Origin of the sequence: Ralstonia sp. UNC404CL21Col (genome assembly GCF_000620465.1) — a bacterium.
Taxonomy (GTDB): Bacteria; Pseudomonadota; Gammaproteobacteria; order Burkholderiales; family Burkholderiaceae; genus Ralstonia; species Ralstonia flatus.
In genome coordinates this window covers 1410585-1434770 of the sequence record NZ_JIBE01000003.1, presented here as the reverse complement: position 1 = coordinate 1434770, position 24186 = coordinate 1410585, and the positions used below count along the sequence as shown (strand labels likewise).

23 protein-coding genes are annotated in these 24186 nt (G+C 65.5%); 14 read left to right on the top strand and 9 right to left on the bottom strand.

Annotated elements, in window-relative coordinates; all coding sequences use genetic code 11:
- Positions 1-383: 383 nt before the first annotated feature.
- The 3 genes from N511_RS0106825 to N511_RS0106815 all read left to right on the top strand — a co-directional run bounded on the left by N511_RS0106825 (position 384) and on the right by N511_RS0106815 (position 3215).
- Positions 384-680: a hypothetical protein gene (locus N511_RS0106825; protein ID WP_155954023.1), complete on the top strand. Its 297-nt coding sequence runs from the start codon at positions 384-386 to the stop codon at positions 678-680.
- 319 nt (positions 681-999) lie between these two features.
- On the top strand, positions 1000-1494 hold the full coding sequence (locus N511_RS0106820; protein WP_027678611.1) for a hypothetical protein: 495 nt from the start codon (positions 1000-1002) through the stop codon (positions 1492-1494).
- Positions 1495-1520: 26 nt separating this feature from the next.
- Positions 1521-3215 carry a ShlB/FhaC/HecB family hemolysin secretion/activation protein gene (locus tag N511_RS0106815; RefSeq protein ID WP_027678610.1) on the top strand — a complete coding sequence of 565 codons (1695 nt, stop codon included), beginning with the start codon at positions 1521-1523 and terminating at the stop codon, positions 3213-3215.
- A gap of 153 nt (positions 3216-3368) precedes the next feature.
- Here the strand turns inward: N511_RS0106815 and N511_RS25455 are convergent, their stop codons facing one another.
- The gene (locus N511_RS25455; protein WP_231479579.1) at positions 3369-3668 is read right to left on the bottom strand and encodes a hypothetical protein; all 300 of its coding nucleotides are present in this window, start codon (positions 3666-3668) and stop codon (positions 3369-3371) included.
- A gap of 322 nt (positions 3669-3990) precedes the next feature.
- Between N511_RS25455 and N511_RS0106805 the strand changes: the two genes are divergently transcribed.
- From N511_RS0106805 to N511_RS0106775, 7 genes are all read left to right on the top strand, one after another.
- Positions 3991-4755, top strand: coding sequence for a FadR/GntR family transcriptional regulator (locus N511_RS0106805; protein ID WP_027678609.1), 765 nt, complete (start codon positions 3991-3993; stop codon positions 4753-4755).
- Between the two features lie 27 nt (positions 4756-4782).
- Positions 4783-5610, top strand: a complete 828-nt coding sequence (locus tag N511_RS0106800) for a transporter substrate-binding domain-containing protein (RefSeq protein ID WP_051530836.1) — start codon at positions 4783-4785, stop codon at positions 5608-5610.
- A 67-nt stretch (positions 5611-5677) separates the two neighbouring features.
- Positions 5678-6412 (top strand): amino acid ABC transporter permease, encoded by a 735-nt coding sequence (locus N511_RS0106795; protein ID WP_027678607.1) that lies wholly within the window; start codon positions 5678-5680, stop codon positions 6410-6412.
- Entirely contained in the window at positions 6409-7062 is a 654-nt protein-coding gene (locus tag N511_RS0106790) for an amino acid ABC transporter permease (RefSeq protein WP_024973815.1), read from the top strand. The genes N511_RS0106795 and N511_RS0106790 overlap by 4 nt, the downstream gene beginning before the upstream one ends.
- Complete coding sequence (locus tag N511_RS0106785) at positions 7049-7786, top strand: amino acid ABC transporter ATP-binding protein (RefSeq protein ID WP_027678606.1); 738 nt, start codon at positions 7049-7051, stop codon at positions 7784-7786. The genes N511_RS0106790 and N511_RS0106785 overlap by 14 nt, the downstream gene beginning before the upstream one ends.
- A 309-nt stretch (positions 7787-8095) precedes the next feature.
- Positions 8096-8371, top strand: a complete 276-nt coding sequence (locus N511_RS0106780; protein WP_027678605.1) for a fucose-binding lectin protein — start codon at positions 8096-8098, stop codon at positions 8369-8371.
- A 288-nt stretch (positions 8372-8659) separates the two neighbouring features.
- On the top strand, positions 8660-9595 hold the full coding sequence (locus N511_RS0106775; RefSeq protein ID WP_027678604.1) for a bestrophin family protein: 936 nt from the start codon (positions 8660-8662) through the stop codon (positions 9593-9595).
- 155 nt (positions 9596-9750) lie between these two features.
- On the opposite strand, the gene N511_RS0106770 is transcribed toward N511_RS0106775, so the two are convergent.
- Complete coding sequence (locus tag N511_RS0106770; protein WP_027678603.1) at positions 9751-11289, bottom strand: lactonase family protein; 1539 nt, start codon at positions 11287-11289, stop codon at positions 9751-9753.
- Between the two features lie 209 nt (positions 11290-11498).
- Between N511_RS0106770 and N511_RS0106765 the strand changes: the two genes are divergently transcribed.
- Positions 11499-12041 carry a GNAT family N-acetyltransferase gene (locus N511_RS0106765; RefSeq protein ID WP_027678602.1) on the top strand — a complete coding sequence of 181 codons (543 nt, stop codon included), beginning with the start codon at positions 11499-11501 and terminating at the stop codon, positions 12039-12041.
- A gap of 73 nt (positions 12042-12114) precedes the next feature.
- Here N511_RS0106765 and N511_RS0106760 read toward each other — a convergent pair whose 3' ends face one another.
- The 3 genes from N511_RS0106760 to N511_RS0106750 all read right to left on the bottom strand — a co-directional run bounded on the left by N511_RS0106760 (position 12115) and on the right by N511_RS0106750 (position 15925).
- The gene (locus tag N511_RS0106760) at positions 12115-12585 is read right to left on the bottom strand and encodes a carboxymuconolactone decarboxylase family protein (protein WP_027678601.1); all 471 of its coding nucleotides are present in this window, start codon (positions 12583-12585) and stop codon (positions 12115-12117) included.
- A 137-nt stretch (positions 12586-12722) separates the two neighbouring features.
- Entirely contained in the window at positions 12723-13631 is a 909-nt protein-coding gene (locus tag N511_RS0106755) for an RNA polymerase sigma-70 factor (RefSeq protein WP_027678600.1), read from the bottom strand.
- Positions 13632-13702: 71 nt separating this feature from the next.
- Entirely contained in the window at positions 13703-15925 is a 2223-nt protein-coding gene (locus N511_RS0106750) for a response regulator (RefSeq protein ID WP_027678599.1), read from the bottom strand.
- A 240-nt stretch (positions 15926-16165) separates the two neighbouring features.
- Here N511_RS0106750 and N511_RS0106740 point away from each other — a divergent pair, with 240 nt between their 5' ends.
- Positions 16166-16780, top strand: coding sequence for a glutathione S-transferase (locus tag N511_RS0106740; RefSeq protein WP_027678597.1), 615 nt, complete (start codon positions 16166-16168; stop codon positions 16778-16780).
- Between the two features lie 61 nt (positions 16781-16841).
- Here N511_RS0106740 and N511_RS0106735 read toward each other — a convergent pair whose 3' ends face one another.
- From N511_RS0106735 to N511_RS23765, 3 genes are read right to left on the bottom strand one after another with little or no spacing between them, the layout of a single operon-like run.
- On the bottom strand, positions 16842-18197 hold the full coding sequence (locus tag N511_RS0106735; protein ID WP_051530835.1) for an MFS transporter: 1356 nt from the start codon (positions 18195-18197) through the stop codon (positions 16842-16844).
- Positions 18198-18252: 55 nt separating this feature from the next.
- Complete coding sequence (locus N511_RS0106730; RefSeq protein ID WP_155954022.1) at positions 18253-18675, bottom strand: 5-carboxymethyl-2-hydroxymuconate Delta-isomerase; 423 nt, start codon at positions 18673-18675, stop codon at positions 18253-18255.
- A gap of 23 nt (positions 18676-18698) precedes the next feature.
- Positions 18699-19754 carry a polysaccharide deacetylase family protein gene (locus tag N511_RS23765; protein WP_051530834.1) on the bottom strand — a complete coding sequence of 352 codons (1056 nt, stop codon included), beginning with the start codon at positions 19752-19754 and terminating at the stop codon, positions 18699-18701.
- Positions 19755-19860: 106 nt separating this feature from the next.
- Between N511_RS23765 and N511_RS0106720 the strand changes: the two genes are divergently transcribed.
- On the top strand, positions 19861-20766 hold the full coding sequence (locus tag N511_RS0106720; protein ID WP_027678594.1) for a LysR family transcriptional regulator: 906 nt from the start codon (positions 19861-19863) through the stop codon (positions 20764-20766).
- Positions 20767-20815: 49 nt separating this feature from the next.
- Here N511_RS0106720 and N511_RS0106715 read toward each other — a convergent pair whose 3' ends face one another.
- The gene (locus N511_RS0106715; RefSeq protein ID WP_027678593.1) at positions 20816-21964 is read right to left on the bottom strand and encodes an HPP family protein; all 1149 of its coding nucleotides are present in this window, start codon (positions 21962-21964) and stop codon (positions 20816-20818) included.
- A gap of 233 nt (positions 21965-22197) precedes the next feature.
- Here N511_RS0106715 and N511_RS0106710 point away from each other — a divergent pair, with 233 nt between their 5' ends.
- Positions 22198-24186: an acid phosphatase gene (locus N511_RS0106710; protein WP_027678592.1), complete on the top strand. Its 1989-nt coding sequence runs from the start codon at positions 22198-22200 to the stop codon at positions 24184-24186.

Here is a 24186-nt window from a genome sequence, read left to right as displayed (position 1 = left end):
AGTTCCTTCGTTGCGCTATTGGTCTACGAAGCGAACTCCGCACAATCCTGCGGGGGAAGGTTACATCTGCGAGGAGTATGGAGTCGGAATCTCTTTTCCGACAGCCTAGCTACTGGAGCTGTTCCGCACAGCCAGGGGCCGCATCCAACCCTTGGCGACGGTCCCAGACAAATGAACTGGAAAAAAGCATTCGACGTCATCAGCGCGATATTGGCTCCCTGGGTGTTATTCATCGGAGGAGGAGCCCTTCGGTTGGTTGGAGTCCCTCTGACCGAGCGACACCTTGCCTACTTGGCCTTGGTGTGCACATTCCAGTCGCTGGCATTTGCCCTTTGGTTCGGGTTCCTTCAATGGAAGACGCAGAAGCGCAAACGAGAATCTAAGTGAACCCATTCGCATACCTTGACCGTGCAGTAGAGCATCCAGGCTGGAAGGGCATTGCTTCTCGCTTGACCTGCTGCTTGGTCATCATCGGTGCCACCTACTGGCTTCGCGATTGGATGCTGTGGCTCAACGCGAACGTGCTCCACAGCGATAGCGTCGTTCCGAGTGAGGCAAAGCATGACGGTGTCGTCGTTGTCATGACGCTCGTTGGGGCGGTTTGGCTAGCGCTGGAAGTCATTCACGCAGTCCGGCTGCTTCGCCGTCAGTACCAACATAAGAAAGGCTGCCAGGAATGAGAGCTGGTTGGTTGGTCCTAAAAGCAGTCGTCTCTCCTTGGCTGCTACTGGCCGGATTGGTTTTCTTTCGAGCCTTGGGTTTTGCTGTAACTACCAAACACTTTGTGGTGTTGGCCTATGTCTGCTTGTTCTGGTCGATGGTCATCGCCGCATACCTAAGTGTCCTGTCCTTCGTGAGAAGCCGCGAAGACCAAAAAGATAAGAGAGGGGTTGGAAGGTGAAGTTTTCGCTGTCTAACGCACCGTCCGCAGTGGGGCACGGAGCGGAAAATCAGGTTGGGAACAACCTACGCGGCCCACGCAGCACAAGAGTTGCGGCCGTGGGTGCCGTACTCGTCGCGACCACGATGCTTTCCGGCTGTGGTTGGTTCATCTTTGGCAAGTACGAAACGCCGACACTGCCGACGGAACAAACGACGCGTGTCACATTCCAGAACGATTACAGCCCCACGGCGCACCTGTTGATTGCCGAACGGTCTGGCAACTGTGAATCAGCTGACAAACGTATCGGATGGCAGCCAAACGGAATGATGCCGTACCGGGAGGCTGCGACCTTTGCGGTGCCACGCGGCGAACCGGTCCGCATTGACATCTATGACCAAGGGGAAAACGGCGCCACGTGGTGGCATTGTTTTGTGCCGAACGTCTACACCTTCGACCGCGCTGAGGTCACGCTACGTTTCGTGCGCGCGCCTGGTGGCTGCAAGGTTGAGATGAGCGACGCTGCAGGGGAACCGGTTATGCAGAGGGTCGAGAAATTCGACAAGGAAAAGTGCTCCCCCACGCAGCAGCCCATCTCCAGCCGCAATAACTGAGCCGTACCCTCCCACAATTCCAAATCATGTTGTCTGCTGTTTCCCGCGCGGCCGCGCTCTACGTTGGCACGCTTAGCTCGCTCGCACTCGCGCAAGTCGCGCCTGCACCCCTAACCGGCCCTGGTCCAGAAGTCCAGCGCTTGCAAGAGCAGCAAGCCGAGCAGGCGCGTGAGCGTGCCAACGCCCGCCCGGACGTCTTCACGCTACCCGCGCCCGCGCAGGTGATCTCGCTGTCCGCGCTGCCGAAGGAAACGCCATGCTTCCAGATCAACGGCATCACGCTGGAGGACAACGTCTTCTGGTGGTTGCCCGACCTGCTCAAGCCCGTCAATGGCCAGTGTGTCGGCAAGCAGGGGCTGGAGGCGATCGAGCTGCAGGCAAACAACGCGCTGATTGAGCGGGGCTACGTCACTTCGCGGGTCCTGATCCCGAAGCAGAACTTGGCTGGCGGTACGTTGCAACTCAAAGTGTTGGCGGGGCGCATTGGGGCCATCCGCAATGCCTCGGATGACAACATCGGCTGGGCACGGATGGTGTTGCTCGCTGGCCCCGGAGATTTGTTGAACCAGCGCGACTTGGACCAGGCGCTGGAAAGCATACGCCGCCTGCCGGGTCAGTCGCAGACGAGCTTTGACATCGTTCCTGGCGAGCGCGTCGGTGAATCTGACATCGTGCTCAAGCCGGGTACTGACAAGCGCTGGCACGCATCGCTGTCAGCGGATAACACGGGCTTGAAGTCGACCGGCAAGTACCAGATGAGCGGCTCGCTGGTCATCGACTCGCCGCTGCACCTCTACGACCAACTGTCGATTTCAGCGTCGTCCAATACAGACCGCGGTTCGACCGCAGCAGGCACGCGTTCCTATTCCATCAACTGGAGCGTGCCGGTCGGCTATGCCACGCTCTTCGTGGGCGCCAATCGCTCGCGCTACAACCAGACGGTGGCGGGTTTCGAGGAGCCCATCGTCTACAGCGGCAATAGCTCTGAGGTGAATGCCGGCATCAGTGGCGTGCTGCATCGCGACGCGACGTCGCGCACCGGCGCCCAGTTCAAGCTCTTCCGCAAAATCAACCGCAACTACCTGGAAGACACGGAGATTGCGGTCCAGCGTCGTGATGTCGTGGGCTATGAGGCGTCGATGTCGCATCGCCACTATCTTGGCCCGGTGGTGCTCGATGGCGGGTTTGCGTGGCGAGAGACGCTGCCCGATCATTCCAACGTCCCGGGTGTGGTGGTCGGTGACCCTGGCTACGGCGGGCGGTCACAAGTTGAAACGGCCAACGCAAGCCTGTATTGGCCGTTCAAGCTGGCTAACCAGATGTTCGAGTACACGAGCAACTGGTCTATCCAGCACGCTCGCACACGTGTGCTGCCAAGCGACTACTTCACCATCGGTAACCGCTACACCGTGCGCGGTTTCGATGGCCAACTGACGCTGGCGGCCGAAGACGGATGGTTCTGGCGCAACGAGCTGGCGTGGCGCGTGGCCGGCCAAGCCGTCTACGCCGGCGTCGATATGGGCAAGGTGCACGGCCCCAGTGCGGAATTTCTGCTCGGCGACAAGTTGGTGGGTGCCGTCGTTGGTGTGCGAGGGCGCGTGCCATCCGGCCCCTACATGGCCTTCAACTACGACGTGTCGTTTGGTTGGCCGTTGTACAAACCAGCGGGCTTCCGCAGCCAACAGCCGGCAGTGATGGCGCAGGTCGGCGTGGAGTTTTAGCTTCCAGCTTCATCGAGGAGTATCAATGGGTCGCGGCTGCGCGCTGCATAAGGGCGATAGCCGCAACAGATCGAGCAGCGCTAGCGTCGGTGTGCAACTGGGTAAGGCTGTTCTTGTCGTACGTTCAGCAATTCTCAGCCGCGTGCGGACGAGCTAACGCCCGTGACGCCCATCAATCCGATACCCGGGCTCCCACGTCACCTTCGCGGGCGCCAGCTCCTGTTCGATCGACGCTTTTTGCTTCTCGCCCAGGTAGTCATCCTCAATCAAAAACGTGATGGCTGCCGGAAACAGTTCCCGCAGCCGTTGGCACGCATGCGTTTCTGAGAACCACGCTTCCGCCTCATCGGCGTCGATCGCAAGCTTGATGACATCCTGCGCCGCGGGCGTTGACTGCGCGATGCCCCGATGCGGCTCCGGGCTGTAGGGGTAGAAGGTTGGAGTTGTCGCCATGTGCCTAAGTTGTCTACGTCGTCCATCGAGGTCACGTTTCTGGTGAAGCAATATAGCCGCGCCGCTCCGCCACTGGTGCAACGCTAGTTGGAGCGCGCCGCTCCCTCATCGCCCACACGTCCCAAACCGGTGCACCCCGCACCAACTCCAAGCGCCCAATCCCCCGCACCCCCCAGCCCACGCCTCACCCCAGGGCACAGCCCAGGCAACCAACCCGCCGCAATACCGCGCAACACGCGGCTCTATGCTGCATGGCACAAAACTCGCATAAGCCGTGGGCGACCGGTCAGACCACGACCGTGTCTTTCTCCAATCCCGGCCCATGCACAGCATTCCATCCTCCGTCGCGCAAGCACTCCAGCAACGCATCCTGAGTGGCGAGTACCCCAGTGGCAGCCGCCTGCCGCCGCAGCGTGAGCTGGCGGAAAGCCTGGGCGTGAGCCGCGCATCGCTGCGTGAGGCGCTCACGGTGCTGGAGACGCTGGGCCTGGTCGACATTCTCCCCAGCCGTGGCGTGATGGTGCGCGGCCAGAGGTTTGGCGCAGAGCAGGCGAGTGCCGAGCGCATGCATCGCCCGTTTGCCACGCCGGCGCTGGGCACGCTGTCGCCACGTCAGTTGATTGAGCTGCGTCTGGTGCTGGAGCCCGGCTGGACGGCGCTGGCGGCTGCGCGCATGCATGCCGCCGGCCTGCGCCACCTGCAATGGCTGCAGCAGCAGTTGGCCCACGCGCTGGAGCGCAATGACTTGCTGAGCGCGGCAGAGGCGGATCTGCACTTCCACCTGCTGCTGGCGCAGTTGTCTGGCAACCCAGGGTTGATGGCGATGGCCGGCCAGTTGGAACACGCCATCGGTCACAGCCTGCGCTTGCCCTTTGCCCGCAACGGCGCAGACGACCACCCCGCGCACGAGCACAACGCCATCGTGCAGGCCATTGCCGCGGGCGATGTCGCCGCCAGCGCAGAGGCCATGCGCGCGCATCTGTTGTCGGCCGCGCGCCGCAGCGGCATTGACCTGACCGCCCCGCCCGCGGCGTCCGAACCCATGCAGCACGAACCGGTTTCGTTTCGCCTCGCCTCGATTTCCTGATCCTGAATTTCCTGAAGGAGTTTTTGAATGACCCGCATCATTGCCCGCCACGCTTCGCGCCCCACCTCGCGTCGCTTCTTCCTCCACGCCGTCATGGCGGCCAGCGCTGTTGCTGCGTTGTTGCCAGGCCGCCCGGCCCATGCCGACGCTCTGGCCAACATCCAGAAAGCGGGCGTGATCCGCGTGGCCATTCCGAACGACTTCCCGCCGTTCGGCTCGCTCGGTCCGGACCTGAAGCTGCAGGGCTATGACATCGACATGGCCAACCTCGTCGCCAAGGAACTCGGCGTCAAGGCCGAGCTGGTGCCCGTCACCAGCACCAACCGTATTCCGTTCCTGACCACGGGCAAGGTGGATGTCGTCATCTCCAGCCTGGGTAAGAACGCCGAGCGCGCCAAGGTGATCGACTTCACGCAGGCGTACGCACCGTTCCCCAAGAGCGTGTACGGCCCGAAAGACATGACGATCAAGGCGCCGGCAGATCTGGCCGGCAAAACGATCGGCGTCACGCGCGGTTCGACTGAAGATCTGGCGCTCTCGGCCGTGGCGCCGGCGTCGGCCACCATCAAGCGCTATGAAGACAACAACGCCACTGCGCAGAGCTACCTCATCGGCCAGGTGCAGTTGGTGACGGTGGGCAACATCGTGGCCAACGCGGTGAACGAGCGCACGAAGCTGCGCCAGCTCGACCTGAAGTTCCCCGTGGAAGACACGCCTTGCTATGTGGGTGTGGCCAAGGGCGAGCCCGCGCTGCTCGACAAGGTGAACACCGTCATTACCAAGCTGAAGACCGATGGCCGCCTGAACGATCTGTCGCAGCGCTGGATCAAGATGCCGCTGCCCACCAAGCTTTAAGCACACGCACGCCTTCGCAACACAGGCCCGGCGCCCACGTTGGTGTGCCGGGCCACGGATGACCTCCATGGCTTATCAATTCGATTTTGGCGCTGTCTTCAGTTACAGCGGCCAGCTCGCGCAGGGCGCGGCATTCACGCTCGCGCTCACGGCGGCGGGCGCGGTGCTCGGTGGCGCCATCGGCATTGCCGGGGGCGTGTGCCGCGCCTGGCGCATCGCGCCGTTCAATGCGCTGTTCAAGGTGTATGTGGAGGGCATCCGCAACACGCCGTTCCTCGTGCAGTTGATGTTCGTGTTCTTTGGCTTGCCCTCGCTGGGCGTGCAGATCAACGAATGGCAGGCGGCGCTGCTCACGGCGGTGGTCAACCTGGGCGCGTACATCACCGAGATCGTACGTGCAGGCATTCAAGAAACACCGCGCGGCCAGCTGGAAGCGGCCAATGCACTCGCGATGAGCCGCTGGGCCATCTTCCGGCACGTGGTGCTGCGGCCCGCGCTGCAGAAGGTGTGGCCGGCGCTCAGCAGCCAGATCGTGATCGTGATGCTGGGCACGTCGGTCGTCTCGCAGATTGCCGCGCAGGATCTGACCTTTGCGGCCAACTTCATCCAGTCGCGCAACTTCCGCGCGTTTGAAACCTACCTGGTGGTGACGGCGCTGTACTTTGCGCTGGCGCTGTTGCTGCGTCAGTTGCTGGCCTGGATCGGGCAGCGCTTTGTCGTGGGGCGCCGCGCGCCTGCGGCGTCCGCTGCTCCGCTTGCTGCCACCGCCACCGCAGCCGCCTCCGTTGGAGACGCCGCATGATCGCCGACATCCCTCTGTTGCCCATTCTCCTCAAGCTGGGGGAGGGGCTGCTTGCCACGCTCATGCTGTCGCTCATGGCCTTTGCGCTGGGCGGCACGGCCGGCCTGGTGGTGCTGTTTGCCCGTGTCGGGCGCAACGCCACGCTGCAGCGCGTGAGCAAGGCATACATCCAGCTCTTCCAGAACACGCCACTGCTCATGCAGATGTTCATCGTGTTCTTTGGGGCGTCCATGGCGGGGTTCGAGATGTCGCCGTGGACGGCCGCCGCCATCGGCCTGACGCTGTACACCAGCGCCTATCTGGCCGAGGTGTGGCGCGGCTGTGTCGAGGCCATTCCGCGCGGGCAGTGGGAAGCGTCTTCCAGCCTGGCGATGGGCTACTTCCAGCAGATGCGGCACGTGGTGCTGCCGCAGGCGGTGCGCCTGTCGATTGCGCCCACGGTCGGGTTCTCCGTGCAGATCGTCAAGGGCACGGCCGTGGCGTCCATCATCGGGTTTGAAGACCTGTCCAAGCTGGGTTCGGTGCTGGCCAATGCCACCTTCCAGCCATTCCTTATCTACGGGCTGGTGGCCGTTGCGTACTTCGCGCTGTGCTGGCCGCTGTCTCTTTACGCCTCTCATCTGGAAAAGAAGCTCTATGCCGCTCGTTGATCTCTGCGCCGTACACAAGCATTACGGCAACAACCATGTGCTCAAAGGCGTCGACCTGCGCGTGGAAAGCGGCCAGGTGGTCGCCATCATCGGGCGCAGCGGCTCGGGCAAGAGCACGCTGCTGCGGTCCATCAACGGGCTGGAAGCCATCGACGACGGGCAGATCGTGGTCGACAACGCGGTGCTCAAGGGCTCGCAGGCCACGCCCGCGCAACTGCGCGCGCTGCGCCTGAACGTGGGCATGGTGTTCCAGCAGTTCAACCTGTTTCCGCACCTCACAGCCGGTGAGAACGTGGCGCTGTCGCCCGTGGTGGTCAAGGGCATGAAGAAGGCCGATGCCAACGACCTCGCGCGCCAGATGCTCGTCAAGGTGGGCCTGGCCGATAAGTTTGATGCCTACCCCGACCAACTCAGCGGCGGTCAGCAGCAGCGCGTGGCCATTGCCCGCGCGCTCGCCATGCAGCCGAAGGTGCTGCTGTGCGACGAGATCACGTCGGCGCTCGACCCGGAACTGGTGAACGAAGTGCTGGCCGTGGTGAAGCAGCTCGCCGCCGAAGGCATGACGCTGATCATGGTCACGCACGAAATGCGCTTCGCGCGTGACGTGGGCGATCAGCTCGTCTTCATGCACCAGGGGCTGATCCATGAAAGCGGGCCGGCCAAGGAGGTGTTTGCCAGCCCCAAGACGGCGGAGCTGGCGGCGTTCATTGGCGCGGTGCAGTGAGCGATGCAGTGAGTGGGCTGATGGCGTCTATGCCATCGCTTGCAGCCATTTTGGACTAGACATTATCAAGGCACCTCATCTGGTGCCTTTTGTCTATTTTGTGGGTGCGCTCAACATAATGGTTAGGCGCGAAAAGTCGGTCATTTGTTCAGTAAGTTTTCTCTCCATCTGTGCTTCTTATCTCTCAGCAGCAGCCGGAATTTTCTTTGCTTATGCTAGCGAAGCCCTGAACCCGGGCCGTAGTAAATGCCGAGAAAATCTCGCTGCATTTACTTGATGGATATTGAAATCACATTCTGGAGATAAAACATGTCGAACGTTCAGACCGCTGCCACGTCGTGGGGGACAGTGCCGTCGATCCGTGTGTACACGGCCAATGGTGGCAAGATCACCGAGCGTTGCTATGACGGGAAGGGGTGGTACACGGGCGCCTTCAGCGAGCCCGGCGATAACGTCTCCGTCACCAGCTGGCTGGTCGGCAGCACCGTCCATATCCGCGTCTATGCCACCAGCGGCAGCAATACCACGGAGTGGTGCTGGGACGGCAACAGCTGGACCAAGGGCGGCTATACCCAGACCAACTGATTTACAGCAGACCTGAACATGCAGAATGCGGTGCGGTTCTGCATGGGTCGGCGTAAAGCGAGTGCGTTCGCTTTGCGCCGATTTGTGTTTGTATTTTGAAACTGCGGGGTTTTTGCGGAAACTGAATCGGGTTGGTATTTGAAGATAATCAATTCATAAAATATCGATCGCCGGCGCGGGCAGGGGCCACAGGGCCGAACGTGCCCTGAATACCGCCAAAAACAGGTGTCAGGCGTCAGTCGTGCTCTGCGATAATCGCTGCACTCCAGTTCCCGCCTCACCCGCCCCATGGTTGTCCGCCCCCATCTGCACTGGTTCCGCATGCTGCTCGCATGGCGCGGATCGGTGCTGCCGCAGCTGCTGCCCCGCCTGTTCCTGATCTTCTTCGTGTCGTTGGTGGCCATCGCGGTGCATGCGCACCTGCTGCCCGTCTCCGTCAACCTGAGCACGACGCCGTTCTCGCTCGTCGGCATTGCGCTGGCGGTGTTCCTGGGCTTTCGCAACAACGCCAGCTACGACCGCTACTGGGAGGCCCGCAAGCTCTGGGGTCAGTTGCTCAACACGGCGCGTTCGCTCACGCGCCAGGCGCTGACGTTGCCGCGCGGTGAAGGCCTGAACGCTGCCGCAGCGGATGCCGACGCGCGCGAGTTCGCACAGGTGCTCTGTGCGCTGCCGCACGCGCTGCGCCACCAGTTGCGCCACACCGATGCGCGCGAAGACCTTGCCGCGCGCCTGCCTGCACCGTTGCTCGAACGCGTGATGGCCGCGCGCTACCGGCCCATCGTCCTCGTGCAATGGCTGGGCGAATGGGTGCAGCGTCGCACGCAAGCCGGCGCGCTCGATGGGGTTGCCGCGCTGGCGTTCGACCGCAACCTCAACGCGCTGTCGAACAGCATCGGCGGGTGCGAGCGCATTGCCGGCACGCCGCTGCCGTTTGCGTACTCGGTCATGATCCACCGCACGGTGTACTTCTTCTGCGCCGCGCTGCCGTTTGGGCTGGTGGAAAGCATCGGCAGCTTCACGCCCGTGTTTGCGGTGTTCGTGGCGTACACCTTCATGGCGCACGAGGCCATCGCCTCGCAGCTCGAAGACCCGTTCGGCACCGAAGACAACGACCTCGCGCTCAACGCGCTGTCCAACACGATCGAAGACGCGGTGCGCGACATCATGGGCGAACCCAGCCTGGGTGGTCATCAAGGGCCGCAGGATTTCATCTTGCATTGATGCATGCATCGGCACCGCACGATCCCAGCCCGTTCTGGCGCGCGCTGGTAAGTAGAGATCGCTAGCGCCGCGGAGCGAACATTGCAAAAAGCCCCTCGCCATCGCGAGGGGCTTTGCATTGCTGCCTACCGATTCAGCTCAACTCAATCAAAACCTCAAGGCACCGCCACGATCGCCATGCCGCGCGGGATGTTGCCGGTGGCGGCCGACCCGCTGGCCACGGCGGTCAGCTTGCCGGTGGTGCTGTTGATGCTGTACGCGCTGACGGTGTTGTCCACGGCGCTAACCACGTAGGCGAAGGTGCCGGCCGGGTTGACGATGACCGTCACGGGTGCGTTGCCGGTGGGTGTGGTGTCAACCAGCGTGAGCGCGCCGTTGGCCGGGTTGATGCTGAAGACGCTCACGGTGTTGTCCAGCACGTTGGCCACATACAGGAAGCTGCCCGACGGTGCGATGGCGATGTAGAACGGGTTGACGCCGGTAGCCACGGGTGAGCCCGAGGCGGTGAGCGCGCCCGTGTTGTCGATGCTGTACACGCCCAGCGTGTTGTCAGCGGAATTGGCAACGTAGGCATAGCCGCCGCTCGGCGCAACGGCAATGAACTGCGGCGTGTTGCCCGTGTTGACTGTGGTGCCCACCTGCGTGAGCGCGCCGGTGGTGTTGTTGACGGCAAACGCCATGGCCGTGCCGGGCGTGGCGCCGCTGTTGGCGTTCACCACGTAGGCGAAGGTCCCGGCGCTGTTGATGGTGACCGTGTACGGGTTGGCCCCGGCGGTGATGGGCGCAAGCGCGGTGAGCGCACCCGTGCCGGTGTTGACCGAGAACGCCGACAGCGTGTTGTCACCAAAGTTGGCCGTGTACGCAAACTTGCCGTTGGGCGTGCGCGCAATGCTGTACGGCTGCATGCCCGTGGCCGTGGGCGAACCCACCACCGTGAGCACGCCGGTATTGGCATTGATGGACAGCGTGGTGACGGTGTTGTCGTTGGCGTTGGCCACGTAGACGAACTTGCCTGCGGGGTCGATGGTCAGCGACAGCGGGCCTGCTCCCACCGCTACTGCCGTGCCGACTGCGGTAGGCAGGCCGGTGGTGGCATCCAGCGTAAAGGCGGAGATGGTGCCGTCAGTGGAGTTGACCGCATAGCCGAACAGCGGCTTGGGCGTGCAGGCCACTGCAATGGTCGTCACGTTGCTGGTGCCGACAATGCCGCTGCCGTTGGTGACGGTGCAGTTCTCACCCGAAGGCCGCGTGCCGACCGTGGCTGCATAGGGCTTGCCCTGCGCGAGCTTGGTCGGGAAGTGGAAGCTGCCGTTGGCGCTGACGACCACGGCATCGCCGCCGTTGTCCAGCAGCGTGACCGATTTGCCCGCGGCCAGGCCGCTGACGGTGCCGCCCACCGAGTATGTCGCTGGTGCGGGAGCGGGGGCCGGCGTCGGTGAGGGCGTCGGTGTCGGCGCGGGTGATGGTGTCGGCGTTGGCGCCGGCGTGTTGTTGTTCGTCGGCGGGGTCGTGGTACCGGCATCGTCGCCGCCACCGCAGGCACTGAGCCCCAGCGACAGCGCAGCCGCCATCACCAGCGCGGCGCCGTGCATGCCGCGTGGGTGCCGTGGCGTGTCGGGCGGGATCGGTGCGGGTGTGGGCTGTACGTGTGCGCTGCTGCTGCGTTGCGCTTGGGCGATCAAAAGCTCGGCCATGGCTTCCCCCCGGTTCTCGTTGTCGCGGTCTGCTGACTCGCGTTTCCCCGAAGCATAGGTAGCTGGGTGTGCGCCGACATAGGCCAATTGACGGACAAAGCCCTCGGCTTCATGGACGGAGGCGGCGCTGTAGGTCTAGTGCGTGTGATTGGCGCGATACTGGCGGCTCACGTCTGTTTCTTGCCTACACGGCGAGTCCCTTGCCAGCCATGTCCAACGCCAACGCAAACAACAACGCCGTCGTGATCCGCCAGCTGTCTTCCACCCATGCGGCCGATGTGGAGGACTACCGCACCATCCGGCTCGCCGCGCTCAAGGATGCGCCCGACGCCTTCGGCTCAACCTACGAGGCGGAGGTCGGGCTCTCGACGGAAGCGTTTGCCGAGCGCCTGGCGACCACCATCGTGCTGGGCGCCTATGCGGGAACCGGCAGCGACGCACGCATCATCGGCATGGTCGGCTTCAAACGGCAGACGATGGCCAAGCTCGCGCATAAGGGGTTTGTGTGGGGCTTTTACGTAGCGCCGGCAGCGCGCGGGCGCGGCGTGGGCGTGGCGCTGGTGGAGCGCATCGTGGCGGCGGCAGCGGGCTTGGTCCAACAGCTCACGTTGTCTGTGGTGCGCGGCAACGATGCGGCGCTCGCGCTGTACGAGCGTTGCGGGTTTGAGACCTACGGCGTGGAGCCGCGCGCGCTCAAATCGACCACGGGCTATGCAGACGAAGTGCTGATGGTGCGCTTCCTGCACGGATAAGCCCGTAGGTGCAGCGCCTACGCGGGCACGCAGGCGCTGCTGTACAGCGATCGTCGTACTGGCGCCGACCTTGTTACGCCGCTGCAACATACGGCGCCTTCAGCGGCACCGGGTTGCGCAGGCTCACGTTCAGCAGGTTCCAGCTGTTGATGGTGACGATCACAAAGCTCAGCTCGGCAATCTCTTCATCGCTGAAGTGCTGGCGCAGCTTGGCGAATTCTTCGTCGCTGGCATCGCTGTGCGGGGTGTCGGTAACCAGCTCGGCCCAGCGCAGTGCGGCGCGCTCGCGCTCGGTAAAGAACGGGGCTTCGCGCCAGCCGGCCACGGCGTTCAGGTGGCGGGGGTCTTCGCCCATCTTGATGAGGTCGCTCCAGTGCATGTCGATGCAGAAGGCGCAGCCGTTGATTTGCGACACGCGCAGCAGCACGAGGTCGACCAGCCGTGCGCCCAGCAAGTCGCGGCGCAGGCTGTTCGACAGGCTCAGCAGGTGGTTGAACGCCTTCGGTGCGAGTTGGAAGTAGGCGATGCGGGGGGCTTGCGACATGAGCGGCTCCTAAGGGTTTGGGTAGGTGAACAGGAGCAGGGCACGCGTTGCGTTGGTGCAGTGCGTCGCTCCATACCTTTAAGACGCCCCGCGCGGCCGGGTTGTGACACCCCGGCCAAAAAATGTTTCGCGTTCTCTTATGCGCCGATGCCGATGTGCGCCAGCTTGTCCGGATTGCGCACGACGTAGATGGCCACGATGCGGCCGTTCTCGATGACGAACGACTGGGCCGATTCCAGCGTGCCATCCACATAGCGCAGCAGGCCGGGTTCGCCGTTCACGCGGGCGTGTACGTAGCGGACGTCGCCCATGGCGCGCACCAGCTCGCAGTAGATCTTGGTGATCTGGCCGGCGTCTTGAATGATGCGAGTGAACGACGGTACTTTGCCGCCGCCGTCGCCCACCAGTTGCGCGTCGTCTGCCAGCAGCGCGCGGATGGCGTCGCGCTGGCCCGTGCGCGACGCTTCGGCAAAGCGCTCGAGCAGTTTCCGATGCGCATCGGGCGCGACGTCGAAGCGCGGGCGCTCCTGCTGCACGCGGTCGGTCGCGCGGTGCACCATCTGTCGGCACGCGGCTTCGGTCTTGCCCAGCAGCGCGGCAATCTCCGAATAGTCCTGCTCGAAGACCTGGCGCATCAGAAACGCCGCGCGCTCTTCGGGTGACAGGCGTTCGAGCACCCACAACAGGGCCATCGACAAATCGCCCGCCAGTTCGACCGCGGTTTCGGGCGTAGGGGCGTGGCTTTCGGGTTCAACCAGCGGTTCGGGCAGCCACCAGCCGACGTAGGCTTCGCGCTCGGTCTTGGCGGCGCGCAGGCGGTCGATCGACAGGCGAGTGACCACCGTCACGAGCCAAGCCTCGGCCGATTGCAGAGCGGTCTGGTCGGTCTGGTGCCAGCGCATCCAGGCGTCTTGCAGCACGTCTTCCGCATCGGCTCGGCTGCCCAGCATGCGATAGGCAATCGCGAAGAGGCGAGGCCGCGCGGCGGTGAAGGCCGTGTCTTCGCGGTCAGTGCGGGTGGGGCGGTCGGCGCGGCGCTGGGTCATGGCGGCGGTGTCGTCTAGGGAAGATGCTCCCTAGACGGGCGGGCGTGGTCGGTTGTGACAGGACGCTGCGATTATGCGGCGTTCGTCACATGCTGCGTTGCTGCATTTACGCCGGTGCCCAGCCATGGCGCCAGCGCCCCATGCAGCACCGTCAAGTCGACCGGCTTGGCGAGCACGCGCGCGCCCGGAATGGGCTCGCCAATCTCGGCTTGGGTGCCGTAGCCGGTCATCAGCAGCACGTCCATGTTCGGGTACTGCCGCTGCAGTGTGCGGGCGAGTTCGGCGCCGGATTGGCCCGGCAGGGTGAGGTCGGTCAGCAGCACCTGCACGGGCTGCGTGCGGGCGATGGCCAGGGCGTCTTCCGCACTGGCGGCGGCCAGGCATTGCAGGCCGAACGTGGTGAGCACTTCCTGCATGGCCTCGCGGGAGCCGGCGTCATCTTCCACCAGCAGCACCGTGGGCGGTGGTGACGTGTCGGCAGCCGCGGTTGCAGCATCGTCGATGGATGTCGTTGATGTTGGGTGTACTTGCACCTGCCCCTGCGCCTGCCCTGTGCGGCTGCTGTTGAGCACGTTGCGCACCATGCGCGCCAGGTCATCGCGCCGGTAGGGTTTGTCGAGCAGCGTCACGCCCGGCGGCAGCCTGCCGTCGTGCAGGATTTCGTCACGCGTATAGCCGGAGACGAGCAGTACCGGCAGCGGCGGCACGCGTTGCGCGGCGCGGATCGACAGTTCGCCGCCCTTGATGGGGCCCGGCATGATCACGTCGGTAAACAACAGATCGATGGGCGTGCCGCTGTTCATGAGTTCCAGCGCGGCTTCGCCATTGGCGGCGGTCAGCACGCGGTAGCCGAGCTGGGTCAGCATGTCGACGGCTGTCAGGCGCACGTCGGTGTCGTCTTCCACCACGAGGATGGTCTCGCGCCCGCCCATGGGCGTGACGACGGTGTCGCGCAGGTCGAAGGCATCGTCCGGGGCGGCCTCCGTGCTGCGCGGGAAGTAGAGCTGCACCGTGGTGCCGCGCCCGACCGCGCTCTCGATGGCGATATGCCCGCCACTCTGCTTGACGAAGCCGAACACCATGCTCAAGCCCAGACCCGTGCCATGACCGTCGGGCTTGGTGGTGAAGAACGGTTCGAAGACGTGTTCGACCACTTCGGGCGGCATGCCGACGCCGGTGTCGGTGACGGAGAAGACGAGGTAGTCGCCGGGGGCAAGCTGGCCGCGCCCTTGCGCCTGCGCCTGCGCGCTGTCGAGCGTGACGTTGTTGGCGGTGATGGTCAGCACGCCGCCGCCGCGCATGGCATCGCGCGCATTGATGGCGAGGTTCAGCAGCGCGTTCTCGAGCTGGTTGCGGTCGGCCTGCACGTGCCACAGGTCTTCGGCCAGATGGGTCTCCACCTTGATGGCTTCGCCCAGCGCACGGTGCAGCATCTCGCTCATGCCCTGGACGAGCCGTGTCGGGTTGACGACCGCAGGCGAGAGCGGCTGGCGCCGCGCGAACGCGAGCAATTGCGCGGCCAGCGTGGCGCCACGCTGCACGGCGCGCGTGGCCGCGGCCACCCGGTGCTGCACGCGCGTGTTGCCCGGCGCTTCCACGGCCAGCATCTGCAGGTTGCCGGCAATCACCTGCAGCACGTTGTTGAAGTCGTGCGCGACGCCGCCCGTCAGGTTGCCGATGGCTTCCATCTTCTGGGCCTGGCGTAACTGCGCTTCCACTTCGGCGCGGGCAGACAGCGCATCGGCCACGCGTTGCTCCAGCGTTTCGGTCAACTGGCGCAGCGCCTGTTCGGCGGCCTGACGTTCGCGTTCGGTCTGCACGCGCTCGGTGGTTTCCACCACGATGGCGAGCACGCCGGCTGGGCTGCCGGTGTCATCGGGCAGCGGGCTGTAGTAAAGGTCCATCCATACGTCTTCGGGGCCGCCGTTTCGCAGCAGGACGAGTTCCTTGTCGCGGTACGACAGCGTGCCGCCACCCAGGCAGACGTCCATGACGTGGCGGTTGAAGTCGGCCACCTCGGGCCAGCCGAGTTCAACGGGGCAGCCGAGCAGATATGGATGACGCCCGCCGGCAAATTCGGCGTAGGCGTCGTTGTAGATCATGTAGCCGTGGCGCTCCCACATCATGACCAGCGGCACGGGCGAGGCCAGCACCATTTGCACCGCGGCGTGCAGGCTGCGCGGCCAGTGCTCGATCGGACCCAGCTCGGTGGCGGCCCAATCGAATGCCAGCACGCGCTGCGCCATCTCACCGTTCCACCCGTGGCAGTCATGGTGATGCGCGAGAAACGGCATAAGGTCTCCTGTCTGGCCGGGCAGCGTGGTGCGCCTGGGATGCGGTCATTCTAGAAATTCTTGCCCCCGCCCGTGGATGGCATCAGGCGGCTCAAAGCCGCAAGCGGGACGCAGAAAGCGTGCCTGGGGGGCCGGCACGCTTTGCGCTGGCTGTCTATCATGTGCATCCGCGCCCGCATTGCAATGCGCATCGCATCCAGGCCTCCCACCCACGACACGACCACACCCACAGGAGATTCCATGAAGTTGATCGGCATGCTTGATTCCCCGTACGTGCGCCGCACGGCCATTTCGCTCAAGCTGCTCGGGGTGCCGTTCGAGCATGCATCGGTGTCGGTCTTCCGGCATTTCGATCAGTTCAGCGCCATCAACCCCGTGGTCAAGGCGCCCACGCTGGTGTGCGACGACGGCACCGTGCTGATCGACTCCACGCTCATCATCGATTACGCAGAAACGCTGGCCGGCCGCAGCCTGATGCCCGCCGCCATTGCCGAGCGCCAGCACACCCTGCGCGTGATCGGCCTGGCGCTGGCCGCGTGCGAGAAGGCGGTGCAGATCGTCTACGAACACAACCTGCGCCCCAGCGAGAAAGTGCACGGGCCGTGGGTCGAGCGCGTGCACACCCAGTTGCTGGCGGCGGTGCAAGCGCTGGAGGCGGAGTGGAAGGACGCGCCGTTGCCCGTCGACCAGAACGAACTGACGCAGGCCGGCGTGACGGTGGCCGTGGCCTGGGCCTTCATCCAGCTGATGGTGCCGGACCGCGTGCCGGCGGCGGACTATCCGCGCCTGGTGGCGTACTCGGTGGCGGCGGAACAGCTGAGCGCTTTCCGCGAGTTGCCGATGGTTGCGGTTTGATGCAGCGGCCGGTGCGGACAGGTGTCGTATCCGCACCGGCCGCATCTCTGCTTGGGTGATGTCAGGACGCGCGACTGCGACGCCCGTATGCCAGCGTCAACACACCGGCCAGCATGGCGCATGCGCCCAGCAGCCCGACGCCTGCGGTTGCCGTGTGTGTCAGGTCCGTCAGCCAGCCGATGGCGAACGGACTGACGAAGCCCGACAGGTTGCCAATGGCGTTGATGAAGCCGATGCCGGCAGCGGCTGCCACGCCATCCAGGCGGGCGGTGGGCAGGTTCCAGAACAGCGGCAGCGCCGACAGGATGCCCGCCGAGGCGACCGTCAATGCGGCCATGGCCGGCGCGAGCTGATCGACGGTGAAGGCGCTCACACAAAAGCCTGCACCGGCCACCAGCGCGCACGCGCCGACCAGCGTGCCCCAGTTGCGCCGTCTGTCGGCCTGCCGGGCCACCACGTTCATGGCGACCATGGCCACGGCATACGGCACGGCACTCAACCACCCGACCGTGACGGTGCTGGCGATGCCCGCGGCGCGAATCACGCTCGGCAGCCAGAAGCTCACGCCATACAAGCCTGCCAGCAGCAGGAAATAGATCAGCGCAAACAGCAGGACCGTGCCGTTGAGGATGTCCGACGCGCGATGCAGCGGCGCCTGCGCCGGCGCGGCTTGGGCGAGATCCGCTTCCAGATGCGCCAGTGCATCGGCACTGAGCCAGCGCACTTCGCGCGGCCGGCTCGGCAAGAGGAAGAACACCAGCACGCCCACCAGCGCAGACGGCAGCCCTTCGAGCACGAACATCCACCGCCAGCCGGCGTGCCCGAGCTGCCCGTCGAATGCCGCCAGGATCCATCCTGACAACGGGCCGCCCACGATGCCCGCCACGGCCGTGGCGCTCATGAACAGCGTCGTCATGCGGCCGCGCCGGTGTGCGGGAAACCAGTACGTGAGATACAGCACGATGCCGGGAAAGAAGCCCGCTTCCGCCACGCCCAGAAGGAAACGCAGCACGTAAAACCCGGTCGTGCTCTGCACCCAGCCCATGGCCGCCGACAGCAGCCCCCACGACACCATGATCCGTGCGATCCAGGAACGCGCCCCCAGCCGATGCAGCAGCAGGTTGCTCGGTACCTCGAAGAAGAAGTAGCCAACGAAGAAGATGCCTGCGCCCAGTCCGTAGGCGGTGGCACTCAGGCTCAGGTCGGCCGCCATCTGCAGCTTGGCGGTGCCGATGTTGACGCGGTCGAGGTAGGCCAACACCTGGGCCAGCAACAAGATCGGCATCAGCCGCCAGGCAATGCGGCGGTAGATGGCATCGAGTGCCGGATCGTCAGGTGCGGTGCGGGGCAGTGCGGATGGCGTGGCGGCGGCAGGTGCAGGCTGCGCCAGCGCACCGGCGTGCGGGTGCGGGTTCATGAGGTCTCCTTGGGTGTTGTTGTGTGTGTTGCGGCGTGCGGTGTTGACTGACGGGCTAGCCGGGCGCCCGCGAGTCGGTCTTCTGGTACAGCGTCCGGTCGAGCGTTTCCACCAGCACGCAGCATTGCCACCAGGCGCCGGCATCTGCGCGGGCGGCAATGGCATCGCGCAGAACGTCGTGGATGGTCGCGGCCATGTCGCGCTGCATCTGGGCAGGGCGCGGGTTGGTCAGCACCAGGCGGGCGACGACGAACTGCGCTTGCGCGTTGTCACCGGAAAGAAACGTCCCGGCGATGTGGACGCGGCTCTTGAGGTCGCTCAGCCGTGCGCTGCCGCTGTCGGCCAACTGCTGGTGGATCGTGCGCAACAGCGCGGGAAAATCCAGGCGACGTGCCAGCGGCTCGGTCGCTTCGATCACGATATGCGGCATGGCAGTGCGTGCAGAGACTGGGTAGGCGAGCAGCCGGGCGGCGGGCATGCAGCGCCGCCGCCGGGCCGGCGTCAGATGGTTTCGGGCTCGCGCACGCTCAACGGGCTTGCGGCCGTGTGGCGGGCGATCTCGTCCTTGCGCAGGAAGGCCACGCCGGGATGCTGCTTGGCATAGCGGAGGAAGGCGTCCCACGCGCGCACCATCTGCGGCGTGCCGCTGATGCGGTCGTGCGCGCTGATCGACATCATGCGGCGGCGCGAGCCGGCTTCTTCGTAGAGCTGGTCGAAGTCGAGCTTGATCTGCTCGAGGAAGGCCGATGGCGAGTAGTTGCGGCCTTCGATCAGCAGGATGTCGTTGTTGCGCAGCGTGTAGGGCACGACCACGAAGTCGCGGCCGTTGACCTGCTCGATGAAGGGCTCGTCGCGGCTCAGGTCGTCGATGTGATACAGGTAGCCCAGCTCCTGCAGCAGCGACAGCGTGTTGGGGCCGCGTCGCAGCCAGTTGCAGTTGTAGCCAACGGGGCGCTGGCCCGTCACCGCCTCGACCATCGTCATGGCTTCGCTCAGGAAGGCGCGTTCCTGGGCGCGCGTCATGGCGTATTGCGAACTCCAGCGCGGGCCGTGCCCGGCGGCCTCGTGGCCGCGTGCGACGATCTCGCGCGCGAGTTCGGGGTGGCGTTGCGCCGCCTCGCCGATCATGTGCGAGGTGACCTTCACGCCGTGTCGGTCCCACAGGTCAAGCATGCGCGGAATGCCCTCGCGGTAGCCGTAGGCAAACCACGTGTTGGTGGCCGGGTCGGACGGCATGCTGGCCGGAAAGTCGATCTTGGGGAACGGGCTGTCGGTGCCTTTGGGCGGCTGGCCGCCGGCTTCGAACTGCATCGAGATGGAGATGATGAGGCGAATGCCGTCTGGCCAGAACTGGCCTGCGCCTGGCGCGCCAGCAGCTGCAGGGCCGCTGGCCCGCGGTGTTTGTGCGGCGGCGTTGCCGGCCAGCAGCGCGCCAGCGGCCAGGGCGCCTGCCCCGGCGCCTGCACGGCTGAGAAACGTGCGGCGGCCGGCGTGCGGCTGGGCAGCGGTGTCGACGCGAGCGTCGGTGGAGGGCGGGGTATCAGGCAGTCGGGTCATGGCGCAAGCGCTAACGTGAAAGACCGAGGCATGCTAGCCTTCGCGAAATCGCTGAAATACCGCTGCCAATAGGAAACATCCTTTCCGAAACGCGAAGAATTGCCTCATGCTCGACAACCTGCCCGCGCTCATTTCGTTTGCCCGTATCGTTTCCGCCGGCAGTCTGTCGGGCGCGGCACGCGAGATGGATTTGCCGCTGTCCGTCGTGAGCAAGCGCCTGGCGCAGCTCGAAACCGCCTTGGGCGTACGCCTGATCCAGCGCACCACGCGCCGTCAGACGCTGACCGAAGAGGGCGTGCTGTTCCACAGCCGCGTGGTGCGCATCCTCGATGAAATCGAACAGGCCGAGTCGCTGCTGATGCAGCGTCGCCAGGCCGTGAGTGGCCTGCTGCGCGTGACGGCGCCGGGGCAGCTCGGGCGACGGCGCATTGCGCCCATCGTGGCGGCGTTTCAGCGCGAGCATCCGCAACTGAGCGTGCAGCTGGAGCTGACCGACGCCGTGGTCGACCTGATCGACAGTGGTTACGACATGGCCATCCGCTTCGGCGCGCTGACCGATTCGACGCTGATTGCGCGGCCGCTGGCCCCGAACTTCCGGGTGCTATGTGCCTCGCCGGCATACGTGGCCGAGCACGGCGCGCCGGCGCATCCGGCAGACCTCGTGCGCCATCGGTGCATCCTCATCGGTGACCAGCGCCGCGCAGACTGGCGCTTCAGCGGCGGTGGCGAAGAGCACACCGTGCGCGTGACGGCCTCCATCGTCACCAACGACGGCGAAGCCGCGCATGCGCTGGCCGCCGAGGGCGCGGGCATTGCCGTCAAATCCATCTGGGACGTGGGCGACGATCTGTTGGCCGGGCGCCTGGTGCGCGTGCTGCCGGGGCATTCGGTGTCGGCGGCACCGCTGCACGCGATCTATCCGCACAGCCAGCACCTTGCGCCGCGCGTGCGCGTGTTTGTCGACTACGTTCGGGACCGGCTCCAGCAGGACTGGCGTTGGGATGCGCTGTGACGGCAGGGCAGGCGCAGTCGGGCGCTCGGGCGCCTGATGTGCTGACGCGTCAGGCCGCCTGGGGCGCGATGTTCGCCTGACGATACAGCCCGCCCACCAAGTCGGATTCGGTAACGATGCCGGCCAGCCGGCCGTCGGCATCCAGCACCGGAATGTGGTGGTGGCCGGCGCTGGCAAACATCGGCACCAGGTCCGACATGGGCGCACTGGCCGCGATGGTCTGCACGCGCGTCTTCATGTGGTCGGCCACGCGCGGCGGTGTGAGCGCGCCGATGCTGAACCAGCGGCGCAGCGTCTGGCGCAGGTCTGCGGGCGCCAGGCCGAGCAGGTCGGCGCGCGTGACGATGCCCACCACGCGCCTGTCTTCGTCCACCACCGGCAATGCCTTGAAGCCATGCTGACGCAGCAGTTGCAGCGCACGCGGGATCGATGTGCCGGCCAAGACCGTGACCACCGGCGTGGTCATGATGTCGGCGCACGTGAGTGCGTGGAACGTGCGCGTGTAGGCCTGCAGCTGCATCTCGCGCAGCACGGCTTCGATGTCTTCCGGGTCGATGTCCAGCAGCTCGCTCTGGCGGCGCAGCGCAGCGACGATGTCGGCGCGGCTGAAGCCGGCTGCGGTGGGCGGACGCTCGGCGGCGGGCAGGCGTTGCGCGTGCGGATAGCGGTGGCCCGTGGCCGCGTGGTACACCAGCGCGCCCACCAGCAGCAGCGCTGACTGGATCAGGATCGGCTCCAGCACGAAGCGATAGCCCAGCGCATGCACGGCCGGGCCGCCAATCACGGCGGTGAGCGCCACCGCCCCCGAAGGCGGGTGCACGCAGCGCAGGGCAAACATGCCGGCAATCGCTGCCGAGACGGCCAGCGCCGATGCAATCACCGGGTCATTGACCAGCAGCGCGCACGTGACGCCCGCGGTGGCCGCCACCAGGTTGCCGCCGATGATGGACCACGGCTGCGCGAGCGGGCTGGCCGGCACCGCAAACAGCAGCACGGCCGAGGCGCCCATCGGCGCGACCAGCAGCGGGATCAGCGTGGCCGCGCCCGGCACCATCTTCATCATCGTGCCGGTAAACAGGATGCCGATGAGGGCGCCGACGGCGGAACGCATGCGTTCGCTCCAGCGCACGGTTACGGGTGCGGGAATGAAGCTGTGGAGCCAGCGGCGCAGGGCGGGATGCAGCGGTGAAGCGGACATGGTCGACAGACGGCGATTGCCCGGACCAGGCTTCACCAGAGGTCAAAGAATGCGGTCGGCGATTATATCACTCTGTGACATAACTCACTGGCAGCGCTGTCATGACGCGAGATGCCCCAACGTAGGGCGAAGATCACGCGGATTTGTCAACGAAACGTCACCGTTATTTCATGGCGCGTGCCGAGACTGCTGGGCTTTCCAGCGCTCTTTGCGGGTTGCAAGCCCGCCGCACCATGTCCTTCACTGTCCGCCCCGCGTTTTCCCGTCCGCGTCTTTGCTCCAGCCTCGTTGCACTTTTCGGCGCCCTCGCGCTCACCGCGTGCGGCGGCGGCGATGACAACACCAGCAGCACGCCCGTTGCCACCACGCAGGCCATTCCGGCGCCGCCGGCAGACCCCGGCTTTGTCGACACGGCGGCCGTGGCCACCGGCGTGCCGGCCTTCGTCGACAACATCGCCACCAACCAGCGCGGCGATGCGCGCTACGCCACGCTGGGCACCAACGCCGGTGTGCGCCTGTTCACGCGCTTTCTCGACCTCTGGCAGCCGCTGACGGAGATCGTCGATGCGGGCGTGAACGCGCCGGCCAACGGGTCGTTCCCGGCGGTGGTCGCCTCCACGTGGACGGGCCTGCCCAACGACGGCACGGCCGGCGGCACGCAGCTCAATCTGCCGGTCTTGAACGCAAACGTTCAATACGTGGTGAACGCCACCGCCAACCGCACGCAGGCGCAGGCCGATGCGGCGTACTTTGACGACCGCCGCGGCAAGGGCTACAGCGTGACCGACGGCATGGGGCCGCTGACCACCGCGTGGCGCACGCTCGCGCAGCAGACGACGTCCATTACCACCGTGCCGGCCGATGCCACCACCGTGCTTTACAACGACAGCGGCAACAACACGGGCGTGGGCACCTCGGGCGGCAACACCGCGTTCGGCAAGGTGGTCGACCTGATCAACACGGTCGGCAACAACGCTTCTACCGAGCCGGCCAAGCGCTTCTACAAATATGCGCGACCGTACCGCTGGAGCAGCAGCGTGGCGGTCGTGCCGACGCTGGTGCCGGCCGAGAGCCCGACCCCCGCCACCGACGGCGGCTTCATCAGCGGCCACTCGGCCGAGGCGACGCGCGATGCCGTGGCCATGGCATACCTGGTGCCCGAGCGCTTCCAGCAGATGCTGTCGCGTGGTCTGGAGCTGGGCGAGAACCGCATCCTGGCCGGCATGCATTCGCCGCTGGACGTGATGTCAGGCCGCATGATCGGCATTGCCGCCGCCGCAGCCAACCTCGTCGACCCGGCCAATGCCGCGCTCAAGGCGGCCGCCTTCACGCAGGCGCACACCGCGCTGATGGCGCAGACCGGCACGGATGCGACGACCTTCCCGGCGCTGGCCCAGTCCGGCACGCCGGCCACCGACCGCTTTGCCGACTACGCCACCAATCAGGCCAATTTCACGCGCCGCATGACGTTTGGCTTCACGCAGATCGGCGCGACGACGCTGGCGCCGGTGGTGCCCAAGGGCGCCGAGGTGCTGCTGGAAACGCGCTTCCCGTACCTGAGCGCCGATCAGCGCCGCGTGGTGCTGAAGACGACGGAGCTGGCATCCGGCTACCCCGTGCTCGACGACGCCGAAGGCTGGGGCCGCCTCAACCTGTTCGCGGCGGCCGACGGCTACGGCGCGTTCAACGGCAACGTGATCGTGTCGATGGATGCAACGCAGGGCGGCTTCAACGCGGCCGATACGTGGCGCAATGCCATCTCGGGCGCGGGCAAGCTCACGCTGCAGGGCACCGGCCGGCTGCGTCTGGCAGGCGCCAACACGTACACCGGCGGCACGCAGGTCGCAGGCGGTGTGCTGGAAGCCGATTCGGCCAACGCATTCGGCACGGGCGACGTGTATGTCGGCGCCGGCACGCTGGCGGTCAACGCGCCGGCGGCGGTGGCCATTGCGGGCAAGTTCACGCAACTGCAGGGCACCACGCTCGACCTCGCCATCGGCCCGAACGGTCAGGGCAAGCTGAGCGTGGCCGGCCTCACCACGATTGCCGGCGGCACGCTGCACGTGAAGTTCGTGAACGGCTACGCGCCCAAGGTGGGCGACACCATCGCCGTGGTAGATGGCGCGGGCAGCAACCGCCAGTTCTCATCGGTGGTGGTGGACGGCTTCAAGGCCACGGCCATTTACACGGCCACCGGCATCCAGATCCACCTGGACGCCTGA